Origin of the sequence: Pseudomonas sp. AM4(2022) (assembly GCF_036346515.1) — a bacterium.
Taxonomy (GTDB): Bacteria; Pseudomonadota; Gammaproteobacteria; order Pseudomonadales; family Pseudomonadaceae; genus Aquipseudomonas; species Aquipseudomonas paracarnis.
The window spans coordinates 394,177-409,846 of the sequence record NZ_JAOTNW010000002.1; the positions used below are offsets into that span (position 1 = coordinate 394,177).

General features: G+C 58.2%; 12 protein-coding genes. 7 read left to right on the top strand and 5 right to left on the bottom strand.

Annotated elements, in window-relative coordinates; all coding sequences use genetic code 11:
- Positions 1-23 precede the first annotated feature (23 nt).
- From dnaN to ODQ19_RS04145, 4 genes are all read left to right on the top strand, one after another.
- A complete protein-coding gene (dnaN, locus tag ODQ19_RS04130) occupies positions 24-1,127 on the top strand; it encodes a DNA polymerase III subunit beta (RefSeq protein WP_330209400.1) in 1,104 nt (367 codons plus the stop codon).
- A 20-nt stretch (positions 1,128-1,147) separates the two neighbouring features.
- A complete protein-coding gene (gene recF / locus ODQ19_RS04135) occupies positions 1,148-2,251 on the top strand; it encodes a DNA replication/repair protein RecF (RefSeq protein ID WP_003187251.1) in 1,104 nt (367 codons plus the stop codon).
- 4 nt (positions 2,252-2,255) lie between these two features.
- A complete protein-coding gene (gene gyrB, locus ODQ19_RS04140) occupies positions 2,256-4,673 on the top strand; it encodes a DNA topoisomerase (ATP-hydrolyzing) subunit B (RefSeq protein ID WP_017528682.1) in 2,418 nt (805 codons plus the stop codon).
- Positions 4,674-4,786: 113 nt separating this feature from the next.
- Positions 4,787-6,009 (top strand): IS3 family transposase gene (locus ODQ19_RS04145; RefSeq protein ID WP_330209401.1). Its coding sequence is split into 2 segments (ribosomal slippage): positions 4,787-5,138 and positions 5,138-6,009, totalling 1,224 coding nucleotides; the frame shifts between segments, so codons are not numbered across the junction.
- 84 nt (positions 6,010-6,093) lie between these two features.
- Here the strand turns inward: ODQ19_RS04145 and ODQ19_RS04150 are convergent.
- A complete protein-coding gene (locus ODQ19_RS04150) occupies positions 6,094-6,816 on the bottom strand; it encodes a response regulator transcription factor (protein WP_116665572.1) in 723 nt (240 codons plus the stop codon).
- 411 nt (positions 6,817-7,227) lie between these two features.
- Between ODQ19_RS04150 and ODQ19_RS04155 the strand changes: the two genes are divergently transcribed.
- Complete coding sequence (locus ODQ19_RS04155) at positions 7,228-9,507, top strand: CHASE2 domain-containing protein (protein ID WP_330209438.1); 2,280 nt, start codon at positions 7,228-7,230, stop codon at positions 9,505-9,507.
- Positions 9,508-9,688: 181 nt separating this feature from the next.
- Here ODQ19_RS04155 and ODQ19_RS04160 read toward each other — a convergent pair whose 3' ends face one another.
- From ODQ19_RS04160 to glyQ, 4 genes are all read right to left on the bottom strand, one after another.
- Positions 9,689-10,459, bottom strand: coding sequence for a lysophospholipid acyltransferase family protein (locus ODQ19_RS04160; RefSeq protein WP_003187258.1), 771 nt, complete (start codon positions 10,457-10,459; stop codon positions 9,689-9,691).
- An 82-nt stretch (positions 10,460-10,541) separates the two neighbouring features.
- A complete protein-coding gene (gene gmhB, locus ODQ19_RS04165; protein ID WP_165861595.1) occupies positions 10,542-11,078 on the bottom strand; it encodes a D-glycero-beta-D-manno-heptose 1,7-bisphosphate 7-phosphatase in 537 nt (178 codons plus the stop codon).
- A gap of 2 nt (positions 11,079-11,080) precedes the next feature.
- The gene (gene glyS / locus ODQ19_RS04170) at positions 11,081-13,135 is read right to left on the bottom strand and encodes a glycine--tRNA ligase subunit beta (RefSeq protein ID WP_003187261.1); all 2,055 of its coding nucleotides are present in this window, start codon (positions 13,133-13,135) and stop codon (positions 11,081-11,083) included.
- Entirely contained in the window at positions 13,132-14,085 is a 954-nt protein-coding gene (gene glyQ / locus ODQ19_RS04175; protein ID WP_003187265.1) for a glycine--tRNA ligase subunit alpha, read from the bottom strand. The genes glyS and glyQ overlap by 4 nt, the downstream gene beginning before the upstream one ends.
- 81 nt (positions 14,086-14,166) lie before the next feature.
- Here glyQ and ODQ19_RS04180 point away from each other — a divergent pair, with 81 nt between their 5' ends.
- Positions 14,167-14,724 (top strand): DNA-3-methyladenine glycosylase I, encoded by a 558-nt coding sequence (locus ODQ19_RS04180; RefSeq protein WP_003187266.1) that lies wholly within the window; start codon positions 14,167-14,169, stop codon positions 14,722-14,724.
- A 40-nt stretch (positions 14,725-14,764) separates the two neighbouring features.
- Complete coding sequence (locus ODQ19_RS04185; RefSeq protein ID WP_014716285.1) at positions 14,765-15,652, top strand: lysophospholipid acyltransferase; 888 nt, start codon at positions 14,765-14,767, stop codon at positions 15,650-15,652.
- Positions 15,653-15,670: the final 18 nt, after the last annotated feature.

A 15,670-nucleotide genomic window follows, 5' to 3' on the forward strand; every position in this document is an offset into this window, starting at 1 on the left:
TTATTAAGGCAAGGGACTAGACCATGCATTTCACCATTCAACGCGAAGCCCTGTTGAAACCCCTGCAACTGGTCGCAGGCGTCGTCGAGCGCCGACAGACCTTGCCGGTGCTTTCCAACGTATTACTGGTGGTCGAGGGCCAACAGTTGTCCTTGACCGGTACCGACCTGGAAGTCGAACTGGTGGGTCGCGTCCAGCTCGAAGAGCCCGCCGAACCGGGCGAGATCACCGTGCCAGCGCGCAAGCTGATGGATATCTGCAAAAGCCTGCCTAACGATGCGCTGGTCGACATCAAGGTGGATGAGCAGAAGTTGGTGGTCAAGGCAGGCCGCAGCCGTTTCACCCTGTCGACCTTGCCGGCCAATGATTTCCCTACCGTGGAAGAAGGCCCGGGCTCGCTGACATGCAGCCTGGAGCAAAGCAAGCTGCGTCGTTTGATCGAGCGCACCAGCTTCGCCATGGCCCAGCAGGACGTGCGTTACTACCTCAACGGTATGTTGCTGGAAGTATCGGAAGGCATCATCCGCGCCGTCGCCACCGACGGTCACCGTCTGGCGATGTGCTCGATGCGTGCCGATATCGGTCAGCCGGATCGTCACCAGGTGATCGTTCCACGCAAAGGTATCCTTGAACTGGCGCGCTTGCTCACCGAGCCGGACGGCAACGTCAGCATCGTGTTGGGCCAGCACCACATTCGCGCGACCACCGGCGAGTTCACTTTCACCTCCAAGCTGGTCGACGGCAAGTTCCCGGACTACGAGCGTGTATTGCCCAAGGGTGGCGACAAGTTGGTGGTCGGTGATCGTCAGGCTCTGCGTGAAGCTTTTAGCCGTACCGCGATTCTGTCCAACGAAAAGTACCGTGGTATTCGCCTGCAGCTGGCCAACGGCCAACTGAAAATCCAGGCCAACAACCCGGAACAGGAAGAGGCGGAAGAAGAAGTGGGTGTCGACTACAACGGCGCATCGCTGGAAATCGGCTTTAACGTGAGCTACCTGTTGGACGTGCTGGGTGTTATGACCACCGAACAGGTTCGTCTGATCCTGTCGGACTCCAACAGCAGCGCCCTGGTGCAAGAATCCGACAACGACGACTCGGCTTACGTTGTCATGCCGATGCGCCTGTAATCATGCTCAGCAGAAGCTAGATGTCCCTCAGTCGTGTCTCAGTCACCGCGGTGCGCAATCTGCACCCGGTGACCTTCTCCCCTTCTCCCCGCATCAATATCCTCCATGGCGCCAACGGCAGTGGCAAAACCAGTGTGCTGGAAGCCATCCATCTGCTGGGGCTTGCGCGTTCCTTCCGCAGTGCCCGTTTGTTACCCGTGATTCAGTACGAACAATTGGCCTGTACCGTATTTGGCCAAGTGGAACTGGCTGAGGGCGGTCATAGCAGCCTGGGGATATCGCGTGATCGGGGTGGGGAATTTCAGATCCGAATCGACGGGCAAAATGCGCGCAGCGCAGCGCAACTGGCAGAGATCCTGCCGTTGCAACTGATCAACCCCGACAGCTTTCGATTGTTGGAGGGGGCCCCGAAAATCCGTCGGCAATTCCTCGACTGGGGCGTGTTCCACGTGGAACCACGTTTCATGGCCACTTGGCAACGCCTGCAGAAGGCCCTGCGGCAGCGGAACTCATGGCTGCGGCATGGTACACTTGACGCCGCTTCGCAAGCAGCCTGGGACCGTGAACTGTGCCTGGCCAGCGACGAAATAGATGAATACCGCCGCGCCTATATCAAAGCCTTGAAACCAGTCTTTGAGCAGACCTTGAGCGAGTTATTGGACCTCGAGGGGCTTACGCTGAGTTATTACCGGGGTTGGGACAAAGAACGTGAGCTGAGTGCAGTGCTTGCAACGTCCTTGCAACGGGATCAGCAAATCGGACACACCCAGGCCGGCCCCCAGCGCGCTGATTTGCGCCTTAGATTAGGTGCACACAATGCTGCGGATATCTTGTCCCGCGGCCAGCAGAAGTTGGTGGTCTGTGCGTTGCGTATCGCGCAAGGTCACTTGGTTAGCCAAGCTCGGCGCGGTCAGTGTATTTATTTGGTGGATGACTTGCCGTCGGAACTCGACGAGCAGCACCGCCGCTCGCTATGCCGCTTGTTGGAAGACTTACGCTGCCAGGTGTTTATCACCTGTGTAGACCACGAATTATTGAGGGAAGGCTGGCAGACGGAAACGCCAGTCGCTTTGTTCCACGTGGAACAAGGCCGTATCACCCAGACCCACGACCATCGGGAGTGAAGGCATGAGCGAAGAAAACACGTACGACTCGACCAGCATTAAAGTGCTGAAAGGTTTGGATGCCGTACGCAAACGTCCCGGTATGTACATTGGCGACACCGATGATGGTAGCGGTCTGCACCACATGGTGTTTGAGGTGGTCGATAACTCCATCGACGAAGCTCTGGCCGGTCACTGCGACGACATCAGCATTATCATCCACCCGGATGAGTCCATTACCGTGCGTGACAACGGTCGTGGCATCCCGGTAGACGTACACAAAGAAGAAGGCGTTTCGGCGGCAGAGGTCATCATGACCGTGCTCCACGCCGGCGGTAAATTCGACGACAACTCCTATAAAGTATCCGGCGGTTTGCACGGTGTAGGTGTGTCGGTGGTGAACGCTCTGTCCGAAGAGTTGATTCTCACCGTTCGCCGTAGCGGCAAGATCTGGGAACAGACTTACGTCCACGGTGTGCCACAGGAACCGATGAAAATCGTTGGTGACAGTGAAACCACCGGTACCCAGATCCACTTCAAGCCATCGGCTGAGACCTTCAAAAATATCCACTTCAGCTGGGACATCCTGGCCAAGCGGATTCGCGAACTGTCTTTCCTTAACTCCGGTGTTGGCATCGTCCTCAAGGATGAGCGCAGCGGCAAGGAAGAGTTGTTCAAGTACGAAGGCGGCCTGCGTGCTTTTGTTGAATACCTGAACACCAACAAGACTGCGGTCAACCAGGTGTTCCACTTCAACATCCAGCGTGAAGACGGCATCGGCGTGGAAATCGCCCTGCAGTGGAACGACAGCTTCAACGAAAACTTGCTGTGCTTTACCAACAACATTCCACAACGCGATGGCGGTACTCACTTGGTGGGTTTCCGCTCCGCGCTGACGCGTAACCTGAACACCTACATCGAAGCCGAAGGCTTGGCGAAGAAACATAAAGTCGCCACCACCGGTGACGATGCCCGTGAAGGCCTGACGGCGATCATCTCGGTCAAGGTTCCGGATCCGAAGTTCAGCTCCCAGACCAAAGACAAGCTGGTGTCTTCCGAAGTGAAGACCGCGGTTGAACAGGAAATGGGTAAGTACTTCTCCGACTTCCTGTTGGAAAACCCGAACGAAGCCAAGCTGGTTGTCGGCAAGATGATCGATGCTGCACGTGCTCGTGAAGCCGCACGTAAGGCCCGTGAGATGACCCGTCGTAAAGGCGCGCTGGATATTGCCGGTTTGCCTGGCAAACTGGCTGACTGCCAGGAGAAGGACCCTGCCCTCTCCGAACTGTACCTGGTGGAAGGTGACTCCGCTGGCGGTTCTGCCAAGCAGGGTCGTAACCGTCGCACCCAGGCCATCCTGCCGTTGAAGGGCAAGATCCTCAACGTTGAGAAGGCGCGCTTCGACAAGATGATTTCCTCTCAGGAAGTCGGCACCTTGATCACGGCATTGGGCTGCGGTATTGGCCGCGATGAGTACAACATCGACAAGCTGCGTTACCACAACATCATCATCATGACCGATGCTGACGTCGACGGTTCGCACATCCGTACCCTGCTGCTGACCTTCTTCTTCCGTCAGTTGCCGGAGCTGATCGAGCGTGGCTATATCTACATCGCCCAGCCGCCGTTGTACAAAGTGAAAAAGGGCAAGCAAGAGCAATACATCAAAGACGACGACGCCATGGAAGAGTACATGACGCAGTCGGCCCTGGAAGATGCCAGCCTGCACTTGAATGACGAAGCGCCGGGTATCTCGGGTGAGTCGCTGGAGCGCCTGGTCAACGACTTCCGTATGGTCATGAAGACGCTCAAGCGCTTGTCGCGCCTGTACCCTCAGGAGCTGACCGAGCACTTCATCTACCTGCCGGCCGTGAGCCTGGAGCAGTTGGGCGATCACGCCGCCATGCAGGATTGGCTGGCCCAATACGAAGTGCGTCTGCGTACTGTGGAGAAGTCTGGCCTGGTGTACAAAGCTAGCCTGCGTGAAGACCGCGAACGTAACGTATGGCTGCCAGAGGTCGAACTGATCTCCCACGGCCTGTCCAATTACGTCACCTTTAACCGCGACTTCTTCGGCAGCAACGACTACAAGACCGTAGTCACCCTCGGCGCGCAACTGAGCACCCTGCTGGACGACGGTGCTTACATCCAGCGTGGCGAACGCAAGAAGCAGGTCAAGGAGTTCAAAGAAGCCTTGGACTGGTTGATGGCGGAAAGCACCAAGCGTCATACCATCCAGCGCTATAAAGGTCTGGGCGAGATGAACCCGGATCAGCTGTGGGAAACTACCATGGACCCTGCTCAGCGCCGCATGCTGCGCGTGACCATCGAAGACGCCATTGGCGCAGACCAGATCTTCAACACCCTGATGGGTGATGCGGTCGAGCCTCGTCGTGACTTCATCGAGAGCAATGCCTTGGCGGTGTCTAACCTGGACTTCTGATCAGGTACATCTGCTAAAAACAAAAGGCCAACGCTTAGCGTTGGCCTTTTTTGTTGGTCTTGTCTCGTCCTGAATAAGGTTTACACCTTCTGACCTATCCTCAGGAGGAACCAATGGAATCAGGAAAAAGGCGCAGTCAGCGTGATTACACACTGGGCTTTAAATTGGCAGTCGTCGATCAAGTTGAAAAGGGCGAACTGAGTTATAAAGAGGCTCAACGGCGTTATGGGATTCAGGGCCGGTCGACTGTGTTGGTGTGGTTACGCAAGCATGGACGGCAGGACTGGAGCCAAGGCGCCTCCATTCGTGCCCAGAGGAACCGACCGATGGCCGAGCCAAATTTGCCGCTGACACCAGAGCAGCGAATCAAGGAGCTGGAAGAAAAGCTGGCCCTTGCCAACCAGAAAGCCCAATTTTTTGAAGCTGTCGTTGACGTGCTGAAGAACGATTACGGTGTTTCTGTCGTAAAAAAGCGATCCGGCAAGTCCTCAACCAAGGGCAAATCGAAGGCCTGAGTGTTACCAGGGCTTGCCAGTTTCTGGGCATCTCACGGCAGGCGTATTACAAGCGCAATCGAGCTTACGACGCGCAAGCTAGCCACGCGCAAAAGGTGCTGGGGTTTGTGCTGGAGACACGCCTTGAAATGCCCCGATTGGGCACCCGCAAGCTGCATAGCCTGATGCAATCCGAACCTGAACTGACGCAAACGGTAGGCCGAGATCGTTTGTTCGACATTTTGCGGGATCATCGCCAACTGGTCCCACGCAAACGCGCTTATCACAAGACTACCGACAGTCATCATCGCTTCCGTCGACATCCGAATCGGCTCAAGCCCGGCCCTGACCAGGTCACTGCCACCGGCCCGGAACAGGTCTGGGTGGCGGATATAACCTATTTACCGACCGAGCAAAGCGTCGCTTACGTAAGTCTGGTCACTGATGTGTTCTCGCGCAAAATAGTCGGCCATCATGTGCATGAAAGCCTGCATACCGAGTCAGTCATCCGGGCGATGACGAAAGCTCTTCGACACCGAAGAACCAATCAGCCGCTGGTACATCACTCCGATCGGGGCTCGCAATACTGCTCTGATCTCTACCAAAAGCTACATGCCAAGCATGGCGTCAGGTGTTCGATGACTGATGGCTACGACTGCTACCAGAATGCTCTAGCGGAACGAGTGAATGGGATTTTGAAAACAGAATTCCTTTTACACCGTCCCAAAGACCTTGCCCAAGCCAAGCGCATGGTTGAGGAGTCGATAGAAATCTATAACCGTAAGCGACCTCATTTGTCCCTGAAATACAAAACGCCCGATGCGGTGCATCGGGCGTTTTGAGACTGTAACAGGTGTAAACCTATTTCAGGACTAGACATCTGCAGTCCCGCATTTTTAAATGCTCCACGTGGAACATCGGCATATCTAACTTTCCACAGCGGGTGTCACACTTTCCAATCGATACCCGTAACCGTAGATCGTCAGCAGCTGCCAACCGCGATCCGCGGTCAGCCCTAGCTTGTTACGCAGGCGGTAGATATGCGTGTCCAGCGGCCGCGACGAGACCATTTCTTCGTGGCTCCAGAACCGCTCATACAGGTACTCGCGAGACAACGGCCGGGCCAGGTTGGCAAATAGACAACTTGCCAGGCGGTATTCCCGTTCTGTGAGGTTGATGGGTTTACCTGCGCGGGTGACGGTCAGTTCTGCATCGTCGAATGTCAGATCGTTAAAGCTCTGCACTTCCTGCGTATTCGACTTCTGCAAACCGTGGCGCCGCAGGACGGCGCTGACTCGGGCTTTGAGTTCGTTGGGCCGAAACGGCTTGCTGACATAGTCGTCCGCCCCGCTGTTCAACGCCGTCACGATGTCGCTTTCGGCATCGCGACTGGTGAGCATGATAACGGCGGGAGGCGACTCCATGTGCTCGCGGGTCCAGCGCAATAACGCTATCCCGGAGATATCCGGCAGTTGCCAGTCGAGGATCAGCAGGTCAAAGGTTTCCCGACGTAGCTGGCGCAGCAGGTCTTCGCCCCGTTCAAAAAAATGCAGGGACCAGGGCTGTTCAGCCGGACCGGGAATCTGTCGCAGTGTCTGTTCCACCCGTCGCAATTCTGCGGGTTCGTCATCCAGTATTGCGACACGCATGGGCGGGGTCCTTCCTACAAAAATACGAGAGCTTGAATGGGGGGCACATGCTGTACAAATGCCGGCCGATGAATCTGAATAATTATGGACGGATTCTACAGTGCCTGGATCTCTCGATACGCTGAAAGCGCCGTAAACTCAATCCACTACGAACCTCAAAGAAGATACCGGCTCCTGTCGTTCCGGAAAAGGGTCGGTGCCGATCGCCTCGCCGGGGCGTTATGCCCGCTCCAATGTGCGGTATCGTTCATTGCGCGGTCGTGGGAAGTCCTCCAATGAGACCGAAATAAGCTTCACTGGTTTCAGAACACCGCATGCACTTCATCGCAACCCCATGGAGAGGGATCCTGGGCTTATGACATTTTTACTTAACGACCATCAATGCCTTGGCCCCCTCGTGGCGGTAGCCCTGTGAAGCTTTGGCGCAAAGCCGAGAAACGCCAACCTACCCAGGCCCAGCTTTTGTTCCATGGGTTGGTTCGTGAATGGCTGCTGATCGGTTTGGTACTCCTACCCTTTACGGCTTACTTATCCTTGAGCGCTGGCTTAGCGCTCAATAATCCGCTCTATGACAGCCTGCGCCGCCTCACGCCCTTACCGGTAGATCCACGCATCGTTCTGGTGACCATCGACGCGCCCAGCCTGGAAGCACTTGGCCCATGGCCTTGGCCGCGCAGCGTACATGCCGAGTTGATTGAACGCCTGAACGCCGCACAGCCGGCGGGCATTTTGTTTGATGTGATCTTCAGTGAGACCGGCAACAGTAATGACGACCAACGACTGGCCGATGCCGTATGCAAAGCCGGCAATGTATTGCTGCCCATTGCCGGGGACAGTAGCGTCAGCCCCAAGACTCCTGTAGCGCCGTTATCGCCACTGCTCAAGTGCGCCAAGGGCGTCGGGCATATTAACGTCGAAGCGGATAACGACGGTGTGGTGCGCAGCGTGTATCTACGTGAAGGCCCTCCGGGCAGCACACTCCCTCAGTTGGCCTGGTTGGCATTCACCATGAGCGAGCATGCCGAGACAATGCCGGGCCTGCCGCAGAAGCCTACTGGAGGGCACTGGCACCAGGAACATGAGATTCGTGTGCCGTTCACTTCGGAACCAGAACATTTTCCCAATGTGTCTTACGTCAGCGTATTGCGCGGCGAGGTACTTCCCGAGTCGCTGCGGGGTCGCCTGGTTCTGATCGGCGCCTCAGCCTATGGCATGGCCGATCGTTTTGTGACGCCGCTCTCTTCCACCGTGGGTACCACCGCAGGGGTGGAGATCCAGGCGGATGTACTGAATGGCTTGTTGCAGGGCCGCAGCATTGTCGATCTGCCCGGCTGGCTGGCGGCGTTGCTGGCAACGTCCCTGGTGGCCCTGCTGTTGGGCCTTCTGCTTGTGCGCCCACGCTACGCCCTGTGGATGACCTTGGCAGGCATGGCTGTGGCTTTGCTGGGCTCATGGGCCTTATTGCGCCTGGGCCACTGGTGGAGCCCCTCAGCGTGCCTGATCGGTTTGTTGCTGAGTTACCTGATCTGGAATTGGCGACGCCTGAGCGTAATCCTCGCCTACTTTGGCTGGGAACTGGCACGCCTGGACAACGAACCCAAGGTGCTTCCGGAACGTCGTCGCGCGCCCGCCAGTAAGGGCGATGTGCTGCAAGGGCGGATCTTTGCTCTTGAACAAGCCGTCAGTCGTACACGCGATACGCGGCGCTTTATGGCTGACGGACTGGAGTGCCTGCCGGTAGCAACGCTGATCACCGATCCCCAGGGCAGCATCCTGTTGGCCAACCGCGTGGCCCGTGAAGTATTCGGCAATGACCTGGTCGGCGAAAACCTCGTCGAACAGCTCGCCGACCTGGGTTATCCCCCGCTGCACAATGGTGTACGCCCTGCCCTGTCGGCGCTGGAACTGGTCGAGTTTCGCGATATCCACCAACGTAGTTTGCGCATGGAACTGGCACCTTTGCTGCCTGCCGAAGGGGATTTCGCCCTCGGCTGGTTGTTGAGCCTGACAGACCTGAGCAAGGAGCGTGAAGCCCAGCAGCACCGCGAGACGATGCTGCGTTTCCTTTCCCACGACCTGCGTGCACCGCATTCAGCGATCCTCGCCCTGCTGGACGTGCACAACGGGGAGTCCCCGGTGTTTACCCAGATCGAACAGCAGGTACGGCGAGCCTTGAGCCTGACCGAATCCTTTGTGCAATTGGCCAAGGCTGAAGCGGACGGTTACCAGTTCCAGCCCACCCTGTTTGCCATGCTGGTGATGGACGCCTTTGATCAAGTGGCGGTGATTGCGCAGTTGAAGGGCATCCATTTGGTCCACGACCTGGATGAGGCGGATGAGGCTATGGTCTATGCCGACCAATCGCTGCTCACCCGGGCGTTGTTCAATGTGCTGGAGAACGCGATCAAATACTCCCCGTCCGGCACAACCGTCAGGTTGAGGCATGGCAGTGCGCAAGGTTGGTTGGAATGCAGGATAAGCGACCAGGGACCGGGGATTGCGTCTGAGGATCTACCGGAGTTGTTCAACCAATACCGACGTTTCGATTCGGCCCAGGGCAGCGAAGGTCTTGGGTTGGGCCTGACCATGGTCAAGGCGGTAGTAGAACGGCACGGTGGGCGCATCGTGTGTGAAAGTGAGCTGGGCAAGGGCTCGACGTTTATCCTGCTGCTGCCGCTATTGGAGGACTGAAAAAGCGGCTTTCCTGCTGTGCATAAAAAACCGGTCACAAGGACCGGTTTTTTTATGAAGAAAAAACTTATGCACGTTTTTCTGAATTTTATGAGCTTCAGAAATATGTAATTAAATCAGCTTGTTATGAGGCAAAAAAGCCAATTCGCCAACAAAGCGTGCACAGGTTATCCACAGATGCTCAAACGGCCGGTGTCTCCACCACCACCGGTTCCGGAGGCAGGGAACCCATGGCCCGTTGCTGCGCCTCATTCCACGCCGCAGCGCGGTCGTTCAGGGCGGCGATGGCACGTGGACCTTCGCCTTCTGCGTACATCGGTTCGCCGATCACTACGGTGATAGTGCCTGGGCGTTTAGCCCAGCCAGTCTTGGGCCAGAACTTGCCGGCGTTATGCGCAATCGGCAGCACAGGCAGGTTGGCGTTGACCGCCAGGGCGGTGCCACCGCGTGAGAACTTGCCCACTGTGCCGTAGGGGACCCGCGTGCCCTCAGGAAAGATCAGCACCCAGACGCCGTCCTTGAGCAACTCATCGCCCTTCTTGGCGACATGCTTGAGCGCAGCCTTGGGGTTGTCCCGATCGATGGCGATCGGACGCAACATGGCCATGGCCCAGCCGAAGAATGGCACGTACAGCAGCTCGCGCTTGAGCACCTGGCTCAACGGCGAGAAGTACGCCGAGAGGAAGAACGTCTCCCAGGTGCTCTGATGGTTCGAGAGAATCACGCACGGCTGATCAGGGACGTTTTCAGCGCCCTTGACCTCGAAACGAATATTCAGGAACACCTTGCTCAGCCACAACGCGCAGCGGCACCAGTAGACGTTGATGAAGCGATAGCGCGCCTTGAAGGGCAGGAACGGTGCAATAAAAAAGCTCAGGGTGCACCAGAGAAACGAACTGGTGCCCAGCAGCAGGTAAAAGAAAAAGGTTCTGATGGCCTGCAAGATCGACATGGCGGCATTTACCGTTGCGGGACACGGCCCGCCTGTTAAAAGCGCACTCCCGAACAGTCCTTGGTCAGGAAGTCGAGGGCGGCTAGTTGTTGATAAGTTCTGCGGCAACGGCCGCCAGATCGTCAAAAATCAAGGTGCCTACCGGCAGGTTTTTAGCCTGGGTCTTTTCGCCTTTCCCGGTTTTAACCAAAACTGGCTGAGAGTCGACGGCTTTGGCCGCCTCCAGGTCACCGAGGCTGTCCCCGACGAACCATATCCCAGCCAAGGGCACCTTGTAATGTTCTGCAATAATTTTCAACATGCCGGGCTTGGGCTTGCGGCAATCGCAGCCCTCGTCCGGCCCGTGGGGGCAGTACACCACCAGCCCCACCTCGCCGCCCTGCTCGGCCACTAACGTGCGCAAACGCGCATGCATGGCCTCCAGGGTCGCGATGTCGTAGTAACCGCGGGCGATGCCGGACTGGTTGGTGGCGATGGCCACCGTCCAGCCGGCTTTGCTCAACTGCGCGATGGCCTCGATCGAACCGGGCAGCGGGATCCACTCCTCCACCGACTTGATGTAAGCGTCGGAGTCGTGGTTGATCACCCCGTCCCGATCGAGAATCAGCAGTTTCAACATGGTCAGCCCAGTACGGAGATGTCGGCGATATTGATGAACAAACCACGCAGGCGCGCGAGCATGGCGTAGCGGTTTTTGCGTACGCCGGCATCGTCGGCATTGATCATCACCGCTTCGAAGAACGCATCCACCGGCTCACGCAACGACGCCAGGCGCGCCAGCGCTTGCGCGTAGTCACGCTCGGCGATCAGCGGCTTCACGGCGTTCTCGGCCTTGGCGATGGCTGAGTTCAGCGAGAACTCCTTGGCATCGGCGAACAGGCCTGGGTCGACTTCAGCAGTGCCGAGGTTGTCGGCCTTGCTCAGCAGGTTCGACACGCGCTTGTTCACGGCGGCCAAGGCATCGGCTTCCGGCAGCTTGCGGAACGCTTGCACGGCTTGTACACGCTGGTCGAAGTCCAGTGCCGAGCCCGGTTGAAGGGCACGTACCGACAGGTAGACGGAAACGTCCACGCCTTCGTCTTCATAACGCGCACGCAGGCGGTCGAACACGAACTCCAGCACTTGCTCGGCCAGGCCGGCTTGCTTGACCTTGGTGCCGAACTGGCCGACGGCAAATACCACGGCCTGGGTCAGGTCGAGGTCCAGCTTTTTGTCGATCAGGATACGCAGCACGCCCAAGGCCGCACGGCGCAGGGCATACGGGTCTTTGCTGCCGGTGGGCAGCATGCCGATACCGAAGATACCAACGAGGGTGTCCAGCTTGTCGGCAATGGCCACGGCTGCACCGGTCAGGGTGCTCGGCAGTTCTGCACCGGCACCGCGCGGCATGTACTGCTCGTTCAGGGCCAGGGCGACATCATCCGGCTCGCCGTCGTTGAGGGCGTAGTAGTAACCGGCCACGCCTTGCATCTCTGGGAACTCGCCGACCATCTCGGTGGCCAGGTCGCACTTGGACAGCAAGCCGGCACGGGCGGCCCAGGCTGCGTCGCCGCCGATACGTGGGGCAATGTAGGCCGCCAGCTTGGAAACCCGCACGGCTTTGTCGTAGACGCTGCCGAGTTTTTCCTGGAACACCACGTTTTGCAGGCGCAGGTTGAAGTCTTCCAGCTTCTGCTTCTTGTCTTGCTTGAAGAAGAACTCGGCGTCGGTCAGGCGCGGGCGCACGACTTTTTCGTTACCGGCGATGATCTGCTGTGGGTCTTTGCTTTCGATGTTGGCCACGGTGATAAAACGCGGCAACAACTTACCGTCCACGTCCAGCAGGCAGAAGTACTTCTGGTTGTCCTGCATGGTGGTGATCAAGGCTTCTTGCGGCACGTCGAGGAAACGCTCTTCGAACGAGCACACCAGCGGCACCGGCCACTCCACCAGGGCGGTCACTTCGTCCAGCAGGCTTGGCGGCACGATGGCGGTGCCTTCCTGCAGGCGGGCCAGCTCTTCGGTGCGCTTGCTGATCAGCTCGCGACGCTCATTGGCGTCGGCCAGCACGTAAGCAGCGCGCAGGTCGTTGAGGTAGTTGGCCGGCGAAGTGATGCGCACGCTTTCTGGATGATGGAAGCGGTGACCACGGGAGTCACGACCGGCCTTCTGAGCGAGGATGGTGCAATCGATGACCTGGTCACCGAGCAGCATCACCAGCCATTGGGTCGGACGCACGAACTCTTCCTTGCGTGCACCCCAGCGCATGCGCTTGGGGATAGGCAGGTCGTTCAGGGAATCTTCAACGATGGTTGGCAACAGGCTGGCGGTCGGCTTGCCGGTGATGACCTGGCTGAAACGCAGCTTCGGGCCGCTCTGGTCGATCTCGCTCAGCTCTACGCCACATTTTTTGGCAAAGCCAAGGGCGGCTTGTGTCGGGTTGCCGTCGGCATCGAAAGCTGCCTGGCGCGGTGGGCCGTCCAGGTTGATGCTGCGGTCCGGCTGCTGGGTTTCCAGCGCGGTCAGCAGCACAGCCAGGCGGCGCGGCGCGGCGTAGACTTTTTTGGCTTCAAACTTCAGGCCGGCAGTCTGCAGACCTTTTTCGATACCGGCCAGGAATGCATCGGCCAGAGTATTGAGGGCCTTGGGTGGCAGCTCTTCGGTGCCCAGTTCAACCAGGAAATCTTGAGCACTCATTGTGCAGCCTCCAGCTTAGCCAACACTTCATCACGCAAATCCGGGGTTGCCATCGGGAAGCCCAGCTTGGCGCGAGCCAGCAAATAGGCTTGGGCGACGGAACGCGCCAGGGTGCGCACACGCAGGATGTATTGCTGGCGCGCAGTTACCGAGATGGCACGGCGGGCATCCAGCAGGTTGAAGGTATGGGAGGCCTTCAACACCATTTCATAGCTTGGCAACGGCAGCGGCTGGTCGAGTTCGATCAGGCGCTTGGCTTCGCTTTCATAGAAGTCGAACAGTTCGAACAGCTTGTCGACGTTGGCGTGTTCGAAGTTGTAGGTGGACTGCTCCACTTCGTTCTGGTGGAACACATCGCCGTAGGTCACCTTGCCGAACGGGCCATCAGCCCATACCAGGTCGTAGACCGAATCCACGCCTTGCAGGTACATGGCCAGGCGTTCCAGGCCATAGGTGATCTCGCCGGTGACCGGGTAGCACTCGATGCCGCCGGCTTGCTGGAAGTAAGTGAACTGCGTCACTTCCATGCCATTGAGCCAGACTTCCCAGCCCAGGCCCCAGGCGCCCAGGGTTGGCGATTCCCAGTTGTCTTCGACGAAACGGATATCGTGCACCAGTGGGTCCAGGCCCACATGCTTGAGCGAGCCCAGGTACAGTTCCTGGAAGTTGTCCGGGTTGGGCTTCAATACCACCTGGAACTGGTAGTAGTGCTGCAGACGGTTCGGGTTTTCGCCGTAGCGGCCGTCAGTCGGGCGGCGACTGGGCTGTACATAAGCGGCGTTCCAGGTTTCCGGGCCGATGGCCCGCAGGAATGTAGCGGTGTGGAAAGTGCCGGCGCCTACTTCCATATCGTAGGGCTGAAGTACCACACAACCTTGCTCGGCCCAGTATTGCTGGAGGGCGAGGATCAAGTCTTGGAAGGTACGCACGGCTGGCGTAGGCTGGCTCACGAAATTCACCTGTTACTTGGGCTGCGATTTAAAGAGCGGGAGTATACCCGATTCGGCCCCGCCACCACTCCCTGGAGCCTTATGCCACGCTGCTTTTGGTGTTCTGAAGATCCGCTGTACATGGCTTATCACGATCAAGAGTGGGGAACGCCGCTGCGCGATGCGCAGGGTTTGTTCGAGTTGCTTTTGCTCGAAGGGTTCCAGGCAGGCCTGTCCTGGATCACCGTTTTACGCAAACGCGAGCATTATCGAAAGGTGTTGTTCGGCTTTGACGCGCAACGTCTGGCGCAATTGAGCGATGAAGAAATCGAGGTGCTGATGCAGGACCCGGGCATCGTGCGCAATCGCTTGAAGCTCAATGCCACCCGGCGCAACGCCGCGGCCTGGCTGGCGCTGGAAGATCCGGTGGGGTTGCTGTGGTCGTTTGTCGGCGGCAAACCCAAGGTCAACCACTTCAAGGATCGCAGCGACGTCCCGGCGATTACGCCCGAAGCCGAAGCCATGAGCAAAGCCTTGAAAAAGGCCGGATTCACCTTCGTCGGGCCGACCATTTGCTACGCCTTCATGCAGGCCTCGGGCATGGTCATGGACCACACTCAGGACTGCGACCGTTACGCGGACTTGGTCAACGCCGGTTAGAATGCCGGCTTTGCGCACCACACACGATCAGGAGTGACCTGTGGAAAAGTTTAAAGGCGCCTTGCTGGTAGGCGCTCTTCGGTTGTTTGCCCTGCTGCCCTGGCGCGCTGTACAAGCCGTCGGCACAGGGATCGGCTGGATCATGTGGAAAACCCCCAACCGTTCCCGCGATACGGTGCGGATCAACCTCTCCAAATGCTTCCCGGACATGGACCCGGCAGAGCGCGAGCGCCTGGTGGGCCGCAGCCTGATGGACATCGGCAAGTCCCTCACCGAAAGCGCCTGTGCGTGGATCTGGCCGGCGCAGCGCTCTATCGATCTGGTCCGCGAAGTCGAGGGCCTGGAAGTGCTGCACGAGGCCCTGGCTTCTGGCAAAGGCGTGGTGGGCATCACCAGCCACCTGGGCAACTGGGAAGTGTTGAATCACTTCTACTGCAGCCAGTGCAAACCGATCATTTTCTATCGCCCGCCCAAGCTCAAGGCCGTGGACGAATTACTGCGCAAGCAGCGCGTGCAGCTGGGCAACCGCGTGGCGGCTTCCACCAAGGAAGGCATTCTCAGCGTGATCAAGGAAGTGCGCAAAGGCGGCCAGGTGGGCATTCCTGCCGACCCGGAGCCGGCTGAGTCCGCCGGAATCTTCGTACCGTTTTTTGCCACCCAGGCGCTTACCAGCAAGTTCGTGCCGAACATGCTTGCGGGCCACAAGGCGGTGGGTGTGTTCCTGCATGCCCTGCGGCTGCCGGACGGCTCGGGCTACAAGGTGATCCTGGAAGCGGCGCCGGAAGACATGTACAGCACCGACACCGCGACGTCCTGTGCGGCGATGAGCAAGGTAGTTGAGCGCTATGTAGGTGCTTACCCAAGCCAGTACATGTGGAGCATGAAGCGCTTCAAGAAACGCCCGCCGGGTGAGGCGCGGTGGTACTGACTCACCGCTGACCTCCAG